Source organism: Neobacillus ginsengisoli, assembly GCF_030813055.1.
Map to the genome: position 1 here is coordinate 176,473 of NZ_JAUSTW010000003.1, position 18,419 is coordinate 194,891.

General features: G+C 38.2%; 24 protein-coding genes. 8 read left to right on the forward strand and 16 right to left on the reverse strand.

All coding sequences use genetic code 11. From position 1 onward, the window contains the following. Positions 1–94: 94 nt before the first annotated feature. The 7 genes from J2S10_RS09960 to J2S10_RS09990 form a co-directional block, all read right to left on the reverse strand. Positions 95–1,603 (reverse strand): leucyl aminopeptidase, encoded by a 1,509-nt coding sequence (locus J2S10_RS09960; protein WP_307407166.1) that lies wholly within the window; start codon positions 1,601–1,603, stop codon positions 95–97. A gap of 63 nt (positions 1,604–1,666) precedes the next feature. Then, a complete protein-coding gene (locus tag J2S10_RS09965; RefSeq protein ID WP_307407168.1) occupies positions 1,667–2,047 on the reverse strand; it encodes a DUF309 domain-containing protein in 381 nt (126 codons plus the stop codon). 98 nt (positions 2,048–2,145) lie between these two features. Continuing rightward, on the reverse strand, positions 2,146–2,862 hold the full coding sequence (locus J2S10_RS09970) for a 3D domain-containing protein (protein WP_307407170.1): 717 nt from the start codon (positions 2,860–2,862) through the stop codon (positions 2,146–2,148). A 134-nt stretch (positions 2,863–2,996) separates the two neighbouring features. Next, on the reverse strand, positions 2,997–3,320 hold the full coding sequence (locus J2S10_RS09975) for a YuiB family protein (RefSeq protein ID WP_307407172.1): 324 nt from the start codon (positions 3,318–3,320) through the stop codon (positions 2,997–2,999). 169 nt (positions 3,321–3,489) lie between these two features. Further along, positions 3,490–3,627 (reverse strand): YuiA family protein, encoded by a 138-nt coding sequence (locus J2S10_RS09980; protein ID WP_307407175.1) that lies wholly within the window; start codon positions 3,625–3,627, stop codon positions 3,490–3,492. A gap of 155 nt (positions 3,628–3,782) precedes the next feature. Continuing rightward, a complete protein-coding gene (locus tag J2S10_RS09985) occupies positions 3,783–4,274 on the reverse strand; it encodes an NUDIX domain-containing protein (protein ID WP_307407177.1) in 492 nt (163 codons plus the stop codon). Positions 4,275–4,359: 85 nt separating this feature from the next. Next, positions 4,360–5,577 carry an NAD(P)/FAD-dependent oxidoreductase gene (locus tag J2S10_RS09990; protein ID WP_307407179.1) on the reverse strand — a complete coding sequence of 406 codons (1,218 nt, stop codon included), beginning with the start codon at positions 5,575–5,577 and terminating at the stop codon, positions 4,360–4,362. A gap of 471 nt (positions 5,578–6,048) precedes the next feature. Between J2S10_RS09990 and J2S10_RS09995 the strand changes: the two genes are divergently transcribed. Beyond that, positions 6,049–7,044 carry an NAD(P)/FAD-dependent oxidoreductase gene (locus J2S10_RS09995; RefSeq protein WP_307407181.1) on the forward strand — a complete coding sequence of 332 codons (996 nt, stop codon included), beginning with the start codon at positions 6,049–6,051 and terminating at the stop codon, positions 7,042–7,044. Between the two features lie 47 nt (positions 7,045–7,091). Here J2S10_RS09995 and J2S10_RS10000 read toward each other — a convergent pair whose 3' ends face one another. Then, complete coding sequence (locus J2S10_RS10000) at positions 7,092–7,457, reverse strand: HesB/IscA family protein (protein WP_307407183.1); 366 nt, start codon at positions 7,455–7,457, stop codon at positions 7,092–7,094. A gap of 129 nt (positions 7,458–7,586) precedes the next feature. After that, a complete protein-coding gene (locus J2S10_RS10005) occupies positions 7,587–7,826 on the reverse strand; it encodes a YuzB family protein (RefSeq protein ID WP_307407185.1) in 240 nt (79 codons plus the stop codon). Positions 7,827–8,100: 274 nt separating this feature from the next. On the opposite strand from J2S10_RS10005, the gene J2S10_RS10010 reads away from it, so the two are divergent. Further along, positions 8,101–9,168, forward strand: a complete 1,068-nt coding sequence (locus J2S10_RS10010) for an NAD(P)/FAD-dependent oxidoreductase (RefSeq protein ID WP_307407187.1) — start codon at positions 8,101–8,103, stop codon at positions 9,166–9,168. 22 nt (positions 9,169–9,190) lie between these two features. On the opposite strand, the gene J2S10_RS10015 is transcribed toward J2S10_RS10010, so the two are convergent. Together J2S10_RS10015 and J2S10_RS10020 are read right to left on the reverse strand one after the other, a co-directional pair. Beyond that, positions 9,191–10,228, reverse strand: coding sequence for an acyltransferase family protein (locus tag J2S10_RS10015; RefSeq protein ID WP_307407189.1), 1,038 nt, complete (start codon positions 10,226–10,228; stop codon positions 9,191–9,193). Between the two features lie 135 nt (positions 10,229–10,363). After that, a complete protein-coding gene (locus J2S10_RS10020; protein WP_307407191.1) occupies positions 10,364–10,693 on the reverse strand; it encodes a DUF1462 family protein in 330 nt (109 codons plus the stop codon). A gap of 152 nt (positions 10,694–10,845) precedes the next feature. Here J2S10_RS10020 and J2S10_RS10025 point away from each other — a divergent pair, with 152 nt between their 5' ends. Then, positions 10,846–11,082, forward strand: a complete 237-nt coding sequence (locus J2S10_RS10025) for a NifU family protein (protein WP_307407193.1) — start codon at positions 10,846–10,848, stop codon at positions 11,080–11,082. An 86-nt stretch (positions 11,083–11,168) separates the two neighbouring features. Here the strand turns inward: J2S10_RS10025 and yutH are convergent, their stop codons facing one another. Beyond that, on the reverse strand, positions 11,169–12,176 hold the full coding sequence (gene yutH, locus J2S10_RS10030; RefSeq protein ID WP_307407195.1) for a spore coat putative kinase YutH: 1,008 nt from the start codon (positions 12,174–12,176) through the stop codon (positions 11,169–11,171). A 209-nt stretch (positions 12,177–12,385) separates the two neighbouring features. Here yutH and J2S10_RS10035 point away from each other — a divergent pair, with 209 nt between their 5' ends. Beyond that, entirely contained in the window at positions 12,386–12,892 is a 507-nt protein-coding gene (locus J2S10_RS10035; RefSeq protein WP_307407197.1) for a phosphatidylglycerophosphatase A family protein, read from the forward strand. A gap of 169 nt (positions 12,893–13,061) precedes the next feature. On the opposite strand, the gene J2S10_RS10040 is transcribed toward J2S10_RS10035, so the two are convergent. Both J2S10_RS10040 and hepT read right to left on the reverse strand, forming a co-directional pair. Then, positions 13,062–13,826 carry a TIGR01457 family HAD-type hydrolase gene (locus tag J2S10_RS10040; protein ID WP_307407199.1) on the reverse strand — a complete coding sequence of 255 codons (765 nt, stop codon included), beginning with the start codon at positions 13,824–13,826 and terminating at the stop codon, positions 13,062–13,064. Positions 13,827–13,895: 69 nt separating this feature from the next. Then, complete coding sequence (gene hepT, locus J2S10_RS10045) at positions 13,896–14,333, reverse strand: type VII toxin-antitoxin system HepT family RNase toxin (protein ID WP_307407201.1); 438 nt, start codon at positions 14,331–14,333, stop codon at positions 13,896–13,898. Between the two features lie 236 nt (positions 14,334–14,569). Between hepT and J2S10_RS10050 the strand changes: the two genes are divergently transcribed. Continuing rightward, entirely contained in the window at positions 14,570–14,836 is a 267-nt protein-coding gene (locus tag J2S10_RS10050; RefSeq protein WP_307407203.1) for a DUF3055 domain-containing protein, read from the forward strand. A 61-nt stretch (positions 14,837–14,897) separates the two neighbouring features. After that, entirely contained in the window at positions 14,898–15,185 is a 288-nt protein-coding gene (locus J2S10_RS10055) for a cytosolic protein (protein WP_307407205.1), read from the forward strand. Positions 15,186–15,219: 34 nt separating this feature from the next. Here the strand turns inward: J2S10_RS10055 and J2S10_RS10060 are convergent, their stop codons facing one another. Next, entirely contained in the window at positions 15,220–15,495 is a 276-nt protein-coding gene (locus J2S10_RS10060) for a YutD family protein (protein WP_307407207.1), read from the reverse strand. Between the two features lie 114 nt (positions 15,496–15,609). Between J2S10_RS10060 and J2S10_RS10065 the strand changes: the two genes are divergently transcribed. Then, entirely contained in the window at positions 15,610–16,245 is a 636-nt protein-coding gene (locus J2S10_RS10065; RefSeq protein ID WP_307407209.1) for a YhcN/YlaJ family sporulation lipoprotein, read from the forward strand. 56 nt (positions 16,246–16,301) lie between these two features. Here the strand turns inward: J2S10_RS10065 and lipA are convergent, their stop codons facing one another. Then, a complete protein-coding gene (gene lipA / locus J2S10_RS10070; protein ID WP_307407211.1) occupies positions 16,302–17,219 on the reverse strand; it encodes a lipoyl synthase in 918 nt (305 codons plus the stop codon). A 237-nt stretch (positions 17,220–17,456) separates the two neighbouring features. Between lipA and J2S10_RS10075 the strand changes: the two genes are divergently transcribed. Further along, the gene (locus J2S10_RS10075) at positions 17,457–18,404 is read left to right on the forward strand and encodes a M23 family metallopeptidase (protein WP_307408105.1); all 948 of its coding nucleotides are present in this window, start codon (positions 17,457–17,459) and stop codon (positions 18,402–18,404) included. Positions 18,405–18,419 lie beyond the last annotated feature (15 nt).

The window sequence follows — 18,419 nt, forward strand, 5'->3', positions numbered from 1 at the left end:
AAGAGCGAAGTACACTAGTCGCTGGGCACTGGAGCTAGACAGTTATCTTAGTTCAAAAAACCCCCTGGCCATTGGGTACCTGGTGACTTGAGTCTTACTTTTTAAATGGTTCAAAACGTTCTACGAATAATGCAAGTGTTCGGGTCATTACTCCTGTGGCACCAGACGGTCCAAGGTCATGTTCCTTAGAAGTTGTAGCCGTACCGGCAATATCTAAGTGTACCCATGGTGTGCCTTCTGTAAATTCTCCAATAAAGGCACCTGCAACTATGGCATGGCCTTCCGAACCGGGAGAATTATTTAAATCGGCTACTTTACTGTTTCTTACCCGTTGTTTGTCTTTTTCAAACAACGGTAATTGCCATATTGGCTCACAGGCTTCCATGGAGGCCTCCAAGACCTGTTCAAACAGCGTCCCGTGATTGGTCATTGCCCCTGTTGTGTGGAGTCCCAGTGCGGTAATAACACCGCCTGTTAAGGTGGCCACATCCACTAAATACTCAGCCCCATGATGTTTTGCGTAAGTAACGGCATCTGCTAACACCAGGCGGCCTTCAGCGTCTGTATTTAGGACCTCGATTGTCTTTCCGCTCATGGAGGTAATGACATCATCCGGTTTAAAAGCACCACCGCCAATCATGTTATCAGTTGAAGGAATAACCGCTACCACGTTTTGTTCAGGCTTAATTTCACCGATGATTTCCATCGCTCCAAGTACTGCAGCTGCTCCCCCCATATCCGTCTTCATCCCGACAATTCCTGCTTTGGTTTTAATGGAGTAACCGCCTGTGTCAAAGGTGACACCTTTTCCAACAAGTCCGATAACATCTTCCCATTGATCTTTTCCTTGATATTTTAAAACAATCATCTTTGGAGGCTCCACAGAACCTTGGTTGACAGCTAGAAATGCACCCATACCTAGCTTTTCAATTTCACCTACGTCTAATATTTCTACTTCAAAGTCATATTTGGCAGCAAGTTCTTGGGCATAATTTGCCATGTCCGTTGCCGTTAGTAAATTCCCCGGTGTGTTTACGAGGTTGCGGGCAGAATTGGTTCCCTTACCGAAAGCATACCCAACCGTTAAGGATGCCCGGATATCCTCCTGTTCATAGCCTTCACTGTAGACAGTAATATTTTTCAAGCTTTTTTCCGGTTCATTTGATTTTTGTCTGTAGCCTGAAAATTGGTACGTAGCTAAAGCATATGCTTCGCTCATAGCATGTGCAGCTTCTAAACCATCCAATTGTACAGAAGTAAATGAATTTAATAGCACCGCTGCTTCTTCCTGCTTAGCTGCTTTTAACTCTTTAAAAACCCTGCCAAGAGCCTCACACAGCAATTCAAAGGTTAAATCTTTCTCCTTCCCCAGACCGACAAACCAAATTCGTTTTGAGCCAATCTTACCGAAACTATGTACTTTACTAATACTTTTTAATTTTGCTGAGATATCTCCATTTTTAACGAGCTCTGTCAGTTGTCCTTCAAAAAGGTCATCAAGCTTAGCCAGTCGCCCTGTAAATTTTTCGGGCCGCTCGAAAATACCGACGACTAAACCTTCATGTTGATTTGAAAATTCTATTTCTGATTCCACTTTGAACATGTCAGGTACACCCCCATATGATATGTTCTTATTATATCGAAAAAGTTTTTTTATTTCGACTTCCTAATCATCCTCCATATATAAAAATAAACGCGGTAATTTGGGCAAATCATTCACTTGTCCAAATGGGACGTTATTGATATCTTTTGGAAACAACTTAAGACTTTGTTCAATAAAAGGATAGATCTTTTCTAAATCCAAGCCCCAGTACTTTGGGCGATATGCCTGCAGATAGTTGTGTGCTGTTTGCATCATCACCCTCGCCCCCTTAATATTCCCGTATTCATAATGATAAATCGCAACACTCATTTGCAGCAATCCCTTTAAAAATAGGTTATCCTTTTCCGTCATCCACATTTCTTCGAGCAGGTCGTGGCAGGTATAATAATCCCCTTCATTGAATTTAATAAAAAACTCATAGTATTCCCTTGGATAATCATTCATTGAAAAGGGGCCTCCCTTCCTTATTCTTTCCTTTTCCGTATCCAGTTTAAGTTAAAATTTAAAATACCACAAAAAAAACAGGCCCGAATGACCTGTTTTTACTTACTTTCTGATTTTATAAATTGTTGGCGAAAGACCTGCATGGTTTTATCTTCGTTTAATTTTTGTAATTGGTCCTCAGTTAGTTTCCCATTTCCTTTTTGAACAATATAGATGTCCAGTTTCTTTTTACCCCATAAATTATAAACATCTTCAACCGTCTTGTAATAAAGGTCTAACTCATTTCCCTTAATGGCTCCACCTTTATCTGCAACCACTCCATAGCCGTAACCCGGGATAAACAGGATTGTTCCGATTGGGAAAACGGTTAAATCCGCTGCGACGGTTGAAAATAAATCCCGCTTCACTTTTACGCCTGAAAACGTAATTCCATATTCAGGATTTCCTTCGCGTTTACCGGTGGATTCATAGCCGGCCGTATATCCTGTAGCGGTTACGGTGGTTTTTGGGTATCGTGACCAATCAAAGGCATCCTCTAAAGTCGGCGGTGTTTTTGCAACCGCTACATTTGACGCGAGAGAGTCAAATTGTACGAATTGCTTAATCATTTTAAAGGCAATTCCAATAGTTTTTAATTTATGAGTAAAATGAGAATTAATCTCATCACTCAATTGCTTTTCTTCCGATTTAAAGTTTGCAAAAGAAAAAAGGGATTCTGCTTTTACGCCGGATATTGATTGAAATGTCACTAATAATGCTAGTAAAAATAGACATGTCATGGCTAAACGTTTTGTCCCATTTCTTATCTTATTCATTAAAATATTCACTCCTCCAAAAATATTCATTTCCTAAGTGGCAATGAATTATTCAAATACGGAGGAAAAAAATAATTATTGTTTTAAAATTCAGATATTTTAGTGTAAATAAAAAAGAGACTGTGATCAGCCTCTTAAAACATTTGATAACCGTTTTTCCGTAACAGCTTTATCACAATTCCTGCTGTGATTGCTCCTGCCAACCCGCTAAGTAAAATGAGGATATCTGCTATAGCTAAAGAACTAATCCGATGTCCAAGTTGCCCAAATGCATATTTACTATTTGTAAAATATTGAATAAAACGCACTTTATCTACAATAAGAATGGCAATAATGGGGTAAATGAAAGCCATGATCCATGACATTCTTAAAAGCATATTAAGAATAAATCCAATACCAAAAAACAAAACAAAGAATAGCAATATTGATATAACCAAGACAACGATGCTCATTTGCACCTTGAGATTCCCCCTTTACACATCAATTCTAAGTGTACTGAATGTCCAAAAGGGAGTCAACTAGAAAAGCGTAAAAGCAGGTTTAGCTACGTTAGGAAGAATTGCTCCTAAATCCAAAAAAATAGCCTCCCGAATAGATTCGAAGAAGCATGCTGTCTTTTTATCGATACTATCTAGAACCTTCCTCTTTTTTCTCTCCTGTACCCTTGCAGCAGGAACAAGTTTCCGAGCCGCCCAGCAGTAACTGAAAATAGCCTGTACCCGAACAATAGTCACATTTAGTTGAATCTACTGTTTCAACTGCCATCCCAATCAGCCTCCTAATATTAACTTAATTTTCTGATAATATACCATAAATAATAAAAGAAAGGAAAGAGGGAAAAACAAGCAAAAACAGATAAGAAAACGGATACATCGAATCTTTTCTTTCATTTTCTAAAGGTTTCTTAAATTTTCTAAAAATTAAAAAAATAATTTATAGGCGGTATAGCCGAACTGATCTCCAGGATTTAACCCATCAATTCCAGGCAGAGAAGAGACATGATTCTGTTCAATCAGATAGCGAAGCAGGATGGAAGCATTTTTTTCATGAAGTAAGACTTCCGGGGCGATAAACTTCGCTTCAAACAGCTCATTTTCCTGATGTTTAAGTTGTCCGATATCTTGCGGCTCCAGTAGAAATAGGATTAAATTATCGCTTATTTCTTCCTCAATAACTCCTGTCCTTAACCCTATCAGTCCTTTAACCGCACACGTTATTCCCGTTTCTTCTTTTACTTCCCTTATTACGGCTTCATCAGCTGTTTCTCCCGTCTCGACAAAGCCTGCAGGAAGTGACCATTGGCCTTTAAGGCCTCCATACCGCTTTTTTACGACAAGCCATTTGCCATCTGCTGATTTTACCAAGCCGGATACGGCTAGCCAAACCTTCCCGCGTTTTTCGCGATTACTCATAAAACTCCTCCTCCCGTTGCTCATTATCCCTTATTTTAACAGAAAAAGGACAGATTACTCTGTCCTTTTGGTTGAAGGTTAATTTTTAAAAAACATTAAATTTTCCTTTTTTCAATACAAGAGATGCTCCGCCAATCATATAAAGGGAACGATTATCTACCACTTTTTTCATGAAGGCTGCTTTTGCTCCTGTTAACTTTTTACCAAATACGACACCAATAGCGTCATCCTCGCCGAGTGAGCAAACCGTTCCTTTATTATCAAACTTAAAGGTTTCAAGGTCTTGTTTATTACGAACTAAAGCCGCAATATTACGTGCGCAAACCTCACCTTGCTGCATAGCAATTTGTGCTGTTGGCGGGTATGGACGATTAATTTCTTCGTTAATCATAAGGGAGCTGTCACCAATAATGAAAACAGCATCAAATCCTGGAACACGCAGGTCCGGCTGTACTTTCACACGGCCTCTCATTGCTTCAAAACCGGATTTTTCAATAACGGAATTACCACGGACCCCCGCTGCCCAAACTACAGTTCCAGCCTTGATTTCACGCGGTTCATCCTCGCCTTTTGCTACAAAGATTCCTTCAGGTGTACATTCTTTAATGGCAGTTCCAATTAAAAATTCTACACCCTTACGCTGCAATTGAGAAACAGCATAATTTACTAATTCCGGGTCGAATCCCGGTAAAACTGTTGGGGCTGCTTCCACGCAAATAATTTTCACTTTATGAAAATCCACATCGTATTCATGGCATAGTTCAGGGATTCTGTTGGTTAATTCACCAAGGAATTCAATCCCAGTAAATCCTGCTCCACCTACCACGATAGAAAGTCTATCATCGTTCTTTTCTTCTTCCATATTGTAGGTCGCAAATTGGTATTCGATATGCTCACGCAATTGACGAGATGAATTGACATTGGTAATTCCAAATGCATATTCTTTTAAGCCCTTAATACCGAAAGTTTCCGGCTCACCGCCGAGAGCAAGCACAAGGTAATCATAATGGATTTCACTTTTTTCTAATATTACTTTCTTATCATCTTTGTTAATTTCGATAACAGTGTCCTGTACAAAATCAACCTTGCTTCGATCAATAACATCACGAATCTCATAACGGACTCGATCATGATGCAATGTACCTGCAGACGCTTCATGTAACCATGTTGTTTCATAGTGGTAATCATTTTTATTGATTAAAACAATATCTGCTTCATTTACTCCAATTAACTTTTGCAAGCGAACTGTCGTCATAAGTCCACCGTATCCAGCACCGACAATGACAATTTTTGGCTTTTTCAAAGTGATCACTTCCACCTTTTTTATTTTTTATTTAGAATCTCTTTTTCTTATCTTCCTCTGCTTCCATGAATTTTATTTTGCTAAGAAGGAAAATGTATGTGAGATAATTCACGTATGAAGTTAAAGGAAACACGCTGAATGAAAATCCCTTAGGGGGAGTATCCAGAAGCGCAGTTTATTTTATAATAAATAGGAATCTATTTCCTATTTGCTATAAAAAATGTACTTTTTTTGTCACAATATATCCACATTTCATCTTATTCTTTTTTCAGCTTATTTTCAAGCCATTTATTTAAATTATTTAACATAAGTACATTGGAAATTTTTCCATTTATATTAGATTACCTTTATTATATGCTAGTAAAATAATTCAAATGACTCTGAATATTCCCTTTAAAAAAGTGAGGATTTTTAAAATTTGTGCTATTATAAGGAATGGAGATTGTTACTACATAGTTGGGGGGATACGGAGTGCAAGAAAATCAAAAGGTTTATGATATTACCATTATCGGCGGCGGTCCTACCGGTTTATTTACTGCCTTTTACGGTGGAATGAGACAAGCATCAGTGAAGATCATTGAAAGCTTACCACAGCTTGGCGGTCAATTATCGGCGCTATATCCCGAAAAATATATTTATGATGTTGCAGGTTTTCCAAAAATCCGTGCACAAGAACTGATCAATAATCTAAAAGAACAAATGAAAAAATTTGAACCTGCTGTTGCATTGGAGCAATCGGTTGAAAAATTAGAAAAGCAGGAAGATGGTACCTTTAAATTAACAACAAATAAGGAAGTTCATTATTCTAAAACTATCATTATTACGGCAGGAAACGGTGCGTTCCAGCCACGACGATTGGAATTGGAAAGCGCTGTTCAATATGAACGGAAAAACCTTTATTACTTTATTGAGGACCTAAACCAATTTGCCGGGCAAAAAGTAGTGGTATTTGGCGGCGGTGATTCAGCAGTCGATTGGGCGCTAATGCTGGAACCAATTGCTAAAAAGGTCACGATTGTTCACCGCAGAGATAAATTCCGTGCTCATGAACATAGTGTTGAGAATTTATACAATTCTAAGGTCGATGTAAAAACACCTTTCATACCTGCAGAATTAATTGGGGATGAAACTGGAATTAAACAAGTGGTACTTGAAGGCACAAATGGCGAAGGAAAAGAAACCCTCGATGTCGATGCTGTCATTTGTAATTATGGATTTGTTTCTTCTCTTGGCCCAATCAAAGAATGGGGACTACAAATCGAAAAGAACTCCATCGTTGTCAATTCCAAAATGGAAACGAATGTACCAGGGATTTATGCCGCTGGAGATATTTGCACCTACGATGGAAAAGTGAAATTAATCGCTTGTGGCTTCGGAGAAGCACCAACGGCAGTCAATAATGCAAAGGCATTTATCGATCCAAAAGCAAAAATCCAACCATTACACAGTTCATCTATGTTTAATTAATAATATGTTAAAAGGCGCCCGTTTGGACGCCTTTTATTGTTATTCATTTAACATTCTTCAGGTGTTCCTGCAGCGGTTGCCGTTCTGAACGATGACCCGCAGCCGCAGGATGCAATGGCGTTCGGGTTATCAATCGTAAAGCCCCCGCCCATCATGGATTGCTTATAATCAATTTTCGTCCCTTGTAAAATAGGAGCACTTTCTTTTTCCACTAGAATTTGAATCCCATGCTGTTCAAAATGAAGATCGTCTTCCTTCACTTCATGGTCGAATCCCATACCATAGGATAAACCGCTGCATCCTCCGCCTTTAACGCCTACTCGTAACAGGGCACCCTCTTCTTCATTTTGTTTCATCATATCTTTAATTTGTAAAGCCGCCGCTTCCGTCAAAATAATAACATCTTTACTCAACATGTTCCCTCCTTTTGAGGTCTTTACTATAGTATATATTCAAAAGATTAAGTACTCAACTGATTAGTTTATATGGAATAACATATGAAATATATATAAAAAGGGAGCGGCAGTCTGCTCCCTTTTATCTTAAAACATCGGATTTTCTTCTAAATATTGATAAATATTATCGACTAATTCATCCGGCGTATTTCCAGTTACCACTTCGCCGTTAACAAGGGCATAAAGAGTGGAAGCACATTTGCCACAATAGCCTAGACAACCATATTCGATAATATCAAGGTTTGGATCTCTCTCTAATTTTTCCAGGGCCCGTTGGGCACCATTTGCCAGATTGCTGATACAAAATTCAATGATCGGTTTAATCATGCTTTCACCTCTCCACTAACTTATTATCCTACCCCATTTATTTTGCTTCGTCAATCATCATGTTCAAGGAGAGACTGTCAAGAAAATTATGATATATGTTGTTATTTCGACACAATTTAGATATACTCTTTTATGTATGAAAAAACATATAAATTATACTACTATTTTTAAAAAATTATCCATTTTATCCTTTTAATCCTGCATTTCATCATGCAATAAAAAGAGGCAAAAATGAAACATTAAAGATAACTGGTTTACAGAAGGGGAAATAAAAATGAAAAACCTTGTACTTCTCGGCGGAGGATACGGCGGGATGAAGATTTTGAATGAACTCCTGCCAAATCATCTGCCTGATGATGTAACAATTACACTAGTTGACCGCGTCCCATACCATTGTTTAAAAACGGAATATTATGCCCTAGCCGCCGGAACCATCTCGGATAAAGAAGTTCGTGTTGCATTTCCGGAACATCCTCGCTTAAGTATTAAATATGGTGAAGTAACGGGAATTGATACAAAAGCGAAAAAGGTTCTCTTAAATGAAAATGAATCTCTCGACTATGATGACTTAGTGATTGGACTGGGTTGCGAAGATAATTATCATAATGTACCCGGTGCAGAACAATATACTTACAGCATTCAAAATATTGAAAAATCCAGGCTTACCTACTCGATTTTAAATAATCTCGGCCCGGGTTCTGTTGTCGGAATCGTCGGCGCGGGTCTCAGCGGGGTAGAGCTAGCAAGCGAATTAAGTGAAAGCCGTGAAGATCTTCAAATCAAATTATTTGATAGAGGAAAACATATTCTTTCAGCCTTCCCGGAACGGTTAAGTAAATATGTTGAAAATTGGTTTCAAAAACACAATGTCGAAATTATTAATAACTCCAATATCACCCAAATTGAAGATAAAAAATTATATAATCACGGTCAACCGATTGATTGCGATGTAATTGTTTGGACTGCAGGGATTCAAGCTAATAAAGTTGTCCGTGATCTTTCTGAAGAAAAGGATCGGTCAGGTCGGTTAATCATCACCCCCCGCCACCATCTTCCTAATGATGAACATGTTTTTATCGTTGGGGACTGTGCCAGCCTTCCGCATGCACCAAGTGCCCAACTGGCGGAAGGGCAGGCAGAACAGATTGTAGAAGTATTGAAAAAACGTTGGAATGATGAAGAACCGCCTGAATCGTTCCCGGCGATTAAATTAAAGGGTGTCCTTGGTTCCCTTGGGAAAAAGCAAGGATTTGGGATGATGGCCGACCGCGCCATCACAGGACGTGTTGCCCGATTATTAAAATCCGGTATTTTATGGATGTACAAGTACCATAACGGATGAAATTTTCCTTAAAAAGCAGCCTTCAATATGAAAGCTGCTTTTCCTTTGCTCTTTTATTCAATTTTCTTCCAAGAATAAATGGAAAGTAGTTATTAATTATCATACAAACAGGTATTAGTATCACTATGGTACAAATAGTTACAGTAATTCCTAATAAATCTTGATTTTTTATCTCCAGATGGAATTTTCCTCTTACTAATAAATTATAAAGATTGAAGCCAAAAGGAACATGCAATGTCATTACTACTAATGAGTTTCTCCCTAAAAAATTTAGCATGGGGATAAAAGATAAAAATTGAGCTAGAAAAACTACAAATGAAATTCCTAAAATTGCATAAAAAACAGACTCTAAATATAAGTTCATCACGGAAGGCAAACTTAGCATTTGCCAACATTTAAAATAGACATTTGGAAAAATCAGTACAGGAATAGAGATAATAAAACATAAAATCAATATATAGGATTTTCTTAAATTCCTTTCAAAAAATCCTATTTTATTTATTAAGTTGCCTAATCCAAAATAAACCATGAAGTAAAGTGAATAATTTAAGCTCCAAGGAAGAATATTTCTACTAGTAAACACCTCAAATTTCATACAAATAAAAAAACCAATTAAAATAACACTACAAATAATTAAGATTATATTTTTTATATATTTCACTATAAAATAATAGATCATTTCGATGGTAAATAAAGATGTTAAAAACCAAATCGGTTCATCAAATGATAAAAAATTCCTTTTCGACACAATCAAATCGAAAAGAAATGATTTACTATTCAGTGGTTGATGAAATAGATAATTAAGCAGAATAAATGAAATAATTGAAAATGAAAAATAAGGAATAAGTAAAGAATTAACCTTGGCCAAAAAATACTTTTTAAAGTTGTCATATTTAGAAATCGAGAAAAAATATCCTGATATAAAGAAAAACAACGGCATATGAAATCCATATATTATGCTTCTAAACGAAGAATTAATAGGGGTATGACCGATTATTACTAAAAGTATTCCTATTCCTTTACAAGTATCCAGCCATTTTATCCTTATTTTCCCAGACATATTTCTCCCCTCTTTCAGTCTATGTATTTTTTTACTATAATTATAACATTATATCAAACTAACATGTTAAGTTAGTTTTGTTTTCATTAAATTCTTGTAAAAAAAGAAGCATCCCATAAATGGAATGCTTCTTTTTTATTCCTCTGCTTTATATCCGTATTTCTCTAGCTCTGCAAAAATCAATTTTAATCGGGGGTTTCCTTCTCCTACCACTTTTTCCTCAATAACAACGACAGGATAAAACATATCCTCTTCAATTACTCTTTTAGCAAAAGTTTGCTTGTCGGGTTCTTCATGCGGTTGATAAATATCCACATAGGTCATTTTAAACGGCTGATTAGGAAACTTTCTTTCAATGGCAGCCTCAAGCCATTCAAAGGTTTCTTTCGATGAGGGGGAACTTACACAGCTTGGACATAAGGTCTCAGCCCCATAAAGGACAATTTCAATTTCATTATTTTTCATATTATCTCTTCCCTACTTTTTCTTTTATTTTACAACATTGATACGGTAATAACGAAAGGATTCTTTCTCCGGTTAGATGATTTCCTTTCTCATTAGAATGGATTTTTGGCGCTAATGACATTATAATATAGATAGGAAAGGAGTCGATTGATATGGCAGAACAAGAAATGAAAGAACAAGTTCAGGAAGTATTAGATAAATTGCGTCCATTTCTTCTTCGTGATGGCGGAGACTGTGAATTAGTTGATGTGGAGGATGGCATTGTTAAGCTACGTTTGCTCGGCGCATGCGGCAGCTGCCCAAGCTCTACCATTACATTAAAAGCAGGCATTGAAAGAGCTCTTTTAGAAGAAGTTCCGGGAGTTCTTGAAGTAGAACAAGTATTTTAATAAGAAAAGCTCCTGCACTGGCGCTAAACACTTATCTTATTATTTAAAAGCGATTGCCGATAAAGCAATCGCTTTTTTGTTTATTCTTATTTAACGAGCCACTCCGGCCGTGGCAAATTCAACCGTCTAATTGGTGCCCCCGTTAGTTGAAAAAAGCTGCCTAAAAAGCGTTCATACTCTGCTGATTGCCTTAAAATCTTACTTAAATTCTCTTCCAAAACCTTTTTTTCCTGCTCTGAGCGGATAATATAATAATTCTCAACACAATCAAAATAATGAAGCGGGAATAATAATCGTGAATATAATAATCGCCAAGAAAAAGAAGATAATGGAGAAATGCTTTGGTATTCCAGGAAAAATTGTTTTAATTCCCGGTCGTAGGTTTGAATATTTCGGAAATAACGCTCCCGTGTCCATTCGGCAAGATCACGGCTGCGATGATCAAAAACCCAATCAAAAGGATTCTTAATTACATAATTACCTCCCCATGATTTTTTAGAAAACCGCTCATGGCACACTGTGCCACTATCCGTTTCCTGAGGATCATCATCAATTTCCGTGTCCACTAAATATTGAATCGCGTTCTCCGTCAAACCGATATAATAGGGAAAGGATTCAACAAACATTCTTTCAAACTCATCTTCAGGAGTTTGAATCAGAAGACCATTCCATACTTTTTCCATTTGCTCAAGGCGTTTTACCCACAAACTTTTCCATTGACCAATCCTGCTCGATCGTTCAATTTGAAAGGGCACCCTTCTTCCGCGTTCATGGAATTTTGCCAGCTTCCTACCCAGTTTAAGATTTTGCTGCTCTTCCTGTTGCCGGTTGGCTAACACACAGTAGTTATCCTGTTCCCATGTCGTAATTAAATTTCCTTCCTTTGAGGGAAGAAAAATGGGAACGTGGTAATCCCCATAATTTCGTAAATGCTCGGCTATTTTTTCTAATTCACTAATATCTGTTTCTTCCCTGCCTCCGGGTTTGGATACCAAGTAGAGCCAGCCGTTCCCGCGCAGTGCATCATAAGAATCAAGCTTGACATATTCTTCAACCTTTATCCCATACTGATTTTCAAGCAATTTTTGCAGCATTTTACTCGCCTCTCTTCAGGTACCTCATCTTTAGTCATATATATGTTTAGGCCCAAGAAAACTTGTTGTCTACTTGTTTAAATAGCTGAAAAAAATAGAAAAAGAATTATCGATTGAGAAAATTGTTCCATGGTCTTTTTCAATTAAAAATGCATATGTTAAGGAAAAAGAATAGTTAGTGAAAATTAAAAGAAAAGGTGATTAATGGGATGGCAGACGACAAAAAAGTGGATCTAACTGAAGAAACAGCTCGTAGATGGATTAAAGAAAGAGGCGTCGAAATTCAGGATATTGCCGATTTAGTTTACTATTTACAGAATAAATATCACGAAAACTTAAAAATGGAAGACTGTATAGCCAATGTTGAGCGGGTACTATCCAAACGGGAGGTTCAGAACGCCATATTAACGGGTATTCAGCTTGATATACTGGCTGAAAAAGGGTTGCTGCAGGAGCCTTTACTAGGGATTATTGGATCTGATGAAAGCCTTTATGGTGTAGATGAAATTCTTGCTCTATCGATTGTCAATGTATACGGCTCCATCGGTTTTACGAATTATGGATACATCGATAAACAAAAACCCGGGATATTAGCCCACTTAAATGATAAATCGACAGGCGAATGTCATACATTTTTAGATGATATAGTCGGTGCCATTGCGGCTGCCGCTTCCAGCAGGCTTGCCCATCGTGCCGCAAGAGCCGCCAAGGAATAAGAAAATCAGAAGTGCCCGTATAGCGGCGTATGGACTGGAGCGCTTCAACTGAGATAAAGGAAACACTTGAGAGCAATCCGATGTTGACTTATCGTAGGGAGATGAGCGAAGTCCACTAGCCGCTGGGCACTGGAGCTAGACAGTTATTGAAGTTCAAACATATTCTTTTTTATACTTCCCACCGGTCTAAGGAATCAATAGCATAAGTTGGCTTGCGGTCGTAGCCGGCGAGCAGTTCCTTTGTGGTCACACCTGTATGTACTAATAGCGTATCCATACCGGCATTCATTCCCGCTAAAATGTCGGTATCATAATAATCGCCTACCATTAACGTTTCCTCTTTAGATGTCCCCAAAACTTTTAATGCTTGTTCCATTATTATCGATTCGGGTTTCCCAATAAAAATTGGTTTTGTTTGCGTGGATACGGTAATTACAGACGTAAGTGATCCATTTCCGGGCAGCAAACCTCTCTCTGTCGGTATGGCGATGTCTCCATTTGTTGAGATGAACGTTGCACCATTTCGAACAGCTAAACAAGCGATGGAAAGCTTTTCATAGCTGATCGCCCTGTCAATTCCAACCACTACAAAGTCTGCATTTTCTTCCGTAAATCGAAATCCCTTTTCTTCAAGTGCCCTCTGAATTCCTTCTTCCCCGATAGCAAAAACGGACGCGGCTTGATTCTTATCGTAAATATAATTGGCTGTTGCCTGACTTGTCGTAAACACGAGCGCTTCTTCAGCCGGAATATCAAAGTCACGCAGCTTTTCAGCAACTTGAGCAGGTGTCCGCGATGAATTATTGGTTACGAATAAGTAGGGAATTCCATTGTCCCGCAGTTTTCTGACAAAATCAGAAGCTGCTTCAATCCGTTCTGTTCCTTTATACATCGTACCATCTAAATCAATTAAATAGCCCTTATATTTTTTCAAAAAATCATTCCTCTCTGAATTCAGCTTGTACTTTACCAATCAAAAAATACGTATCCACGGGACCTGAATTTAGTTTTTAAATGCCGATACAGGACCTAATTCATTAACTAAATAATCACGAGCATTTGTCGCAAATAAAGTCAATTCCTGAAGATGAATTGAAAATTGTTCCTGCAGTTTTTTATGATCGATATCCGTATACATTTGAACAAGGACTTTACGATATTGGACAAGAATTTTTAAACTGTTTCCCGTCTCAGATGAAATAACCTTTTCGTCCATTAATATATCGATGATATCCTCATAACTTCCGGGATCACGCATAATAAAGCCATCAATCATGGCGTTGCCCACATCTAAAACAGCCTCAACCATCATTTGAGTCAAGCGCTCAAGTGCCGCCTTTTCAATTGGCGTGGACCAAATCTTTTGGTTTGAGAAGAGCTTGATTTCCTCCTCTAGGAAGACTAATGTGGTTTCAATTTTTTCCCTGTCAACAAAGTACATGTCGTCCACTTCCTCGTATTTTTTCTATGTAGCATTTTTATCATTTTTTCGATTAATAATCGCTCAACTTTAATCATGTCTGGCACTTATCATTGTAACATAATTTGACATCTTTCGTGTTTTTCCAACACCAATCCCGACAAAATTTATGGAAAAATCAATACTCCCATCGTATCATTAAATTTGATACTATATAAGAGATGTCGAAAAAAGGAATTATTAAAGGAGACCATTGAATGAGCGAACGTTTTTTCTTATACGATGATACAGAAAATACAAAAACAAGATTTGTCAGCTTTGTTGGCGAAAATCAGCGATTTGATTTAGCGATTGTCCAAACCACTCGTCACTACGGAAAGAATCTTGTTCTTGATATGCAAGGAAACCGCTTTGCGATTATTGGCCAGGATGATCTGCAGGAAGAAGGATATTTAGAATATGCATTTCAGTTAAATGAAGAAGATGCTGAAGAGCTTCGCTCCTTCTTATACGAATTAATTTAATCAAAACTACTCATGTTTTTAAATCTCTATTGTCATACTAGTGATAAAAAGGAGTGAAAACATGGCGGAAAAAGATTCGAAAAAGTATACAGAACTTTCAAATGTAGAAAAGCAGAGGAACTTTCTTACTGCTGAGGAATTACCAGAAGGACCTTACGGTTCGCCTAATGGCAGCAACGATCCTGTTCAAAATAAAAGTACTCCCTGGAAAGAAGGGCAGCGCTTTTATAGTGCCTTTAATTACGAGGTTAAATCAATGCATCAAAATTTGCCGCGAGAAATGGATGGTGCACATCCGCCCCACGATGACCCGAACACAAGCGAGCAGCCTCCTTATTCCGGTGAATAAATGCAAAAGAAGGACCCGTAAACAGGTCCTTCTTTCATTTCTTCACTTTTTTCAAGACAAAATAAGCACAGCCGAAATTGCAGTATTCATACAGGTATTCACTAAGTGTGCTAATTTTTGTATCAAAAGTTGCTTTTTGATTTTGATCATCAAAAAAGCCTTTTAAACGAAGTTGACCGTAACCCCAATCACCGACAATGTAATCATACCTTGATAAAATATCGCTATACCTTGCCTTAAGGGCTTCCTCATTAAAACCATCCCTATGCTCCTGCATAAGTTCATAAACGGTGTTGTTGATAATTATCATGATATCACCTCATTTTACCAAAACAATCCTACTACCCATTATAACCGATTCCCCATCAATTACTAAGAAAAAAAATCCTTCTTTTGGCTATTCTAAAAAAAGGAGGTGTTTAAATTGAAAAAATACATCATAATCATTGGATTATGTACGTTAACTGCCTTAACCGGCTGTTCAACTGGTAATCGAAACGATGTTTACCAGAAAAGCGGTAATTCCATTAATGTAAATAATAAAAGGACTGAGCTCTATAATGAAGGAGCAAGCCGGAGCATTCGAAATGTAAGCAATGATTACGGCTATGTCCGTCACCAAAAGAGCCCAATTCTAAATGGTAAAACAGCGAATGACCATTATACAGCTGTTAACCGTGAACAGTTAGCAAATATCATAAGCAAATACAGTACGAACATTCCTAATGTACATGACGTAGCAACCTTGGTTACTGACCAGGAAGTCTTAATTGCCTATCGAACAGATGCAAAAAACCGAAATCTGGCGGCCGACCAAGTAAAAAGAACAGCTATGTCAGTTGTCCCACGGTACTACCATGTCTATGTAACAGATGATACTACGTTAATTCCTAATGTCGAAGCACTTTCACATCTTGATTCAACAAGCAAATCTGCACGTAAAAATGTCAACAGCATAATTGCGCAAATGAAAAAATCGCCTCAAGGAACAAGAATGAATGCAAGTGAAGACGAAAATGGTGTCACTCCTGATGACCATATTAGCCGACCGAATCAATAAAAAAAGCCTTCATGAAAAAGAGTTCAGTCTCAAGAAGGACTGAACTCTTTTTATAATTAAGCTTCTTTTGCTTCTTTCTCACCTTGTAATTGTTTGTGCTTGGCTGCAGCATTTACTTGTTCATCTGCGTGATAGGATGAACGAACGAGCGGCCCTGCTTGACAATGGCTAAAGCCTTTGCTCAGTGCAATCAAACGTAATTCTTCAAATTCTTCGGGACTATAATATTTTTCAACCTTTAAATGTTTTTTGGTTGGCTGCAGATACTGTCCAATAGTCATGATATCCACATGGTTTTCCCTTAAGTCATCCATTACATTTATAATTTCTTCTTTTGTTTCTCCGAGACCAATCATAAGGCTTGATTTTGTCGGGATACTCGGCTGCATTTCTTTGGCACGGCGTAAAAATTCGAGTGAACGGTCATATTGCGCACGTGCTCTAACTCTTGGAGTCAACCGTCTTACCGTCTCAATATTATGATTTAAAATATCCGGCTTTGCATCCATTAAGACCTTTAAATTTTCTTCCTTACCACCCATATCTGAAGGCAGAACTTCAATGCTTGTAAATGGATTTTTTCTGCGAATGGCCCTGACTGTTTCAGCAAAAACAGCTGCTCCGCCATCTTTTAAATCGTCACGGGCAACGGCTGTGACGACAACATGCTTTAAATTCATTAACTGAACAGAATCTGCAACCCGTTCCGGCTCTTGCCAATCCAGTTCCGTCGGTAACCCTGTTTTAACCGCACAGAAACGGCATGCACGGGTACAAACATCTCCAAGAATCATAAAGGTAGCTGTTCTTCTTTCTGCCCAACATTCATGAATATTTGGGCACCGAGCTTCTTCACAAACGGTGTGCAGGTTTTTTTCCCGCATCATCTTCTTGAGACCGACATAGGAATCATTTGTATTCAATTTTATTTTTAACCATTCCGGTTTCCGTAAATATTCTTCTTTCTTGCTCATTTTTACACCCCTTGAAGTACCTGTTAAGTATGATAAATTCGATTCTTCTGTTGTCACTTTAACATACTAGAATAGGAACGACAAGTGAACAAACCTTGATAAAGGTGATTACCATTTATTGACCATTATGAAAAAAGGATAAAGTCATAAACTAAATACGTACATCATCTTGGAAGGAGGATTCCTGTGCGGGCATTTCGGATTTTCGGAGCTTTCCTTTTATTCTTTACCTCAACTTTGGCTGTCGGGGATGTTTATGCGAAGGAACCTGATCCCTATTGGGAAAGAATGAAGTTATATAAAAAAGTCGAAACAGTTACCCAAATTCCTTGGTATTACCTGGCTGCAATTGATCAATACGAAAGAAGCATCCGCCAGGTCCGCAGAGACCTTCCAAAGGTGGAAGGTACAATCGGAATCTATTTTCGCCCTGAGGAATGGGCAGGTCTTACCAACCCTAATCCAACTGATAAAAACCCTGCTACCATTCAGTTTTTTAATGGAATCGGAGTCGATGGGGATGGAGACGGAAAAGCCAGTTTAAAGAATGATGAAGATGTCCTTTATTCTTTTGCCCATTATCTTCTTTCATATGGAGTTGATCAGGATAATATAAAAATTGGTTTATGGAATTATTATCATCGCGATAAAACTGTCAGCATTATTGTTGGAAAAGCAAAAATATATCGCCATTTTGGACGCCTTAATTTAGATGATCATTCCTTCCCAATGCCAATCCGCAGCAATCACAGCTACAGGAGCACATGGGGAGATGCAAGAGGCTGGGGCGGCAGAAGAATCCATGAAGGAACAGATATTTTCGCAGGATACGGGGTTCCTGTACGTGCAACTAACTATGGAATTGTCGAGATGAAGGGCTGGAATAAATTCGGTGGCTGGAGAATTGGTATCCGCGATATCAACAATACCTATCATTATTTCGCACATCTTAGCGGCTTTGCCAAAAACCTTAAAGTCGGCCAAATAGTCGAACCCGGAATGGTCATTGGTAGTGTTGGAAGTTCGGGATACGGGCCTCCCGGAACATCAGGGAAGTTCCCGCCGCATTTACATTACGGTATGTACAAAGACAATGGATATACAGAATGGTCATTTGATCCCTACCCGCATTTAGCAATGTGGGAACGTCAGGAACGGATGATGATGAGGTCTAAGAAAAGGTAAAAGGCCAGCCTGCGG

Excerpts from the sequence above, each read along its gene's own strand:
- J2S10_RS09960 (WP_307407166.1), bottom strand. The coding sequence starts at position 1,603 with ATGTTCAAAGTGGAATCAGAAATAGAATTTTCAAATCAACATGAAGGT.
- J2S10_RS10010 (WP_307407187.1), top strand. The coding sequence starts at position 8,101 with ATGAAAAACCTTGTACTTCTCGGCGGAGGATACGGCGGGATGAAGATT.
- J2S10_RS10035 (WP_307407197.1), top strand. The coding sequence starts at position 12,386 with ATGGCAGACGACAAAAAAGTGGATCTAACTGAAGAAACAGCTCGTAGA.
- J2S10_RS09965 (WP_307407168.1), bottom strand. The coding sequence starts at position 2,047 with ATGAATGATTATCCAAGGGAATACTATGAGTTTTTTATTAAATTCAAT.
- J2S10_RS09985 (WP_307407177.1), bottom strand. The coding sequence starts at position 4,274 with ATGAGTAATCGCGAAAAACGCGGGAAGGTTTGGCTAGCCGTATCCGGC.
- J2S10_RS10005 (WP_307407185.1), bottom strand. The coding sequence starts at position 7,826 with ATGATTAAACCGATCATTGAATTTTGTATCAGCAATCTGGCAAATGGT.
- J2S10_RS10015 (WP_307407189.1), bottom strand. The coding sequence starts at position 10,228 with ATGTCTGGGAAAATAAGGATAAAATGGCTGGATACTTGTAAAGGAATA.
- J2S10_RS10060 (WP_307407207.1), bottom strand. The coding sequence starts at position 15,495 with ATGATAATTATCAACAACACCGTTTATGAACTTATGCAGGAGCATAGG.
- J2S10_RS10055 (WP_307407205.1), top strand. The coding sequence starts at position 14,898 with ATGGCGGAAAAAGATTCGAAAAAGTATACAGAACTTTCAAATGTAGAA.
- J2S10_RS09970 (WP_307407170.1), bottom strand. The coding sequence starts at position 2,862 with ATGAATAAGATAAGAAATGGGACAAAACGTTTAGCCATGACATGTCTA.
- hepT (WP_307407201.1), bottom strand. The coding sequence starts at position 14,333 with ATGTACTTTGTTGACAGGGAAAAAATTGAAACCACATTAGTCTTCCTA.
- J2S10_RS09980 (WP_307407175.1), bottom strand. The coding sequence starts at position 3,627 with ATGGCAGTTGAAACAGTAGATTCAACTAAATGTGACTATTGTTCGGGT.
- J2S10_RS10050 (WP_307407203.1), top strand. The coding sequence starts at position 14,570 with ATGAGCGAACGTTTTTTCTTATACGATGATACAGAAAATACAAAAACA.
- J2S10_RS10020 (WP_307407191.1), bottom strand. The coding sequence starts at position 10,693 with ATGAAAAATAATGAAATTGAAATTGTCCTTTATGGGGCTGAGACCTTA.
- lipA (WP_307407211.1), bottom strand. The coding sequence starts at position 17,219 with ATGAGCAAGAAAGAAGAATATTTACGGAAACCGGAATGGTTAAAAATA.
- yutH (WP_307407195.1), bottom strand. The coding sequence starts at position 12,176 with ATGCTGCAAAAATTGCTTGAAAATCAGTATGGGATAAAGGTTGAAGAA.
- J2S10_RS10025 (WP_307407193.1), top strand. The coding sequence starts at position 10,846 with ATGGCAGAACAAGAAATGAAAGAACAAGTTCAGGAAGTATTAGATAAA.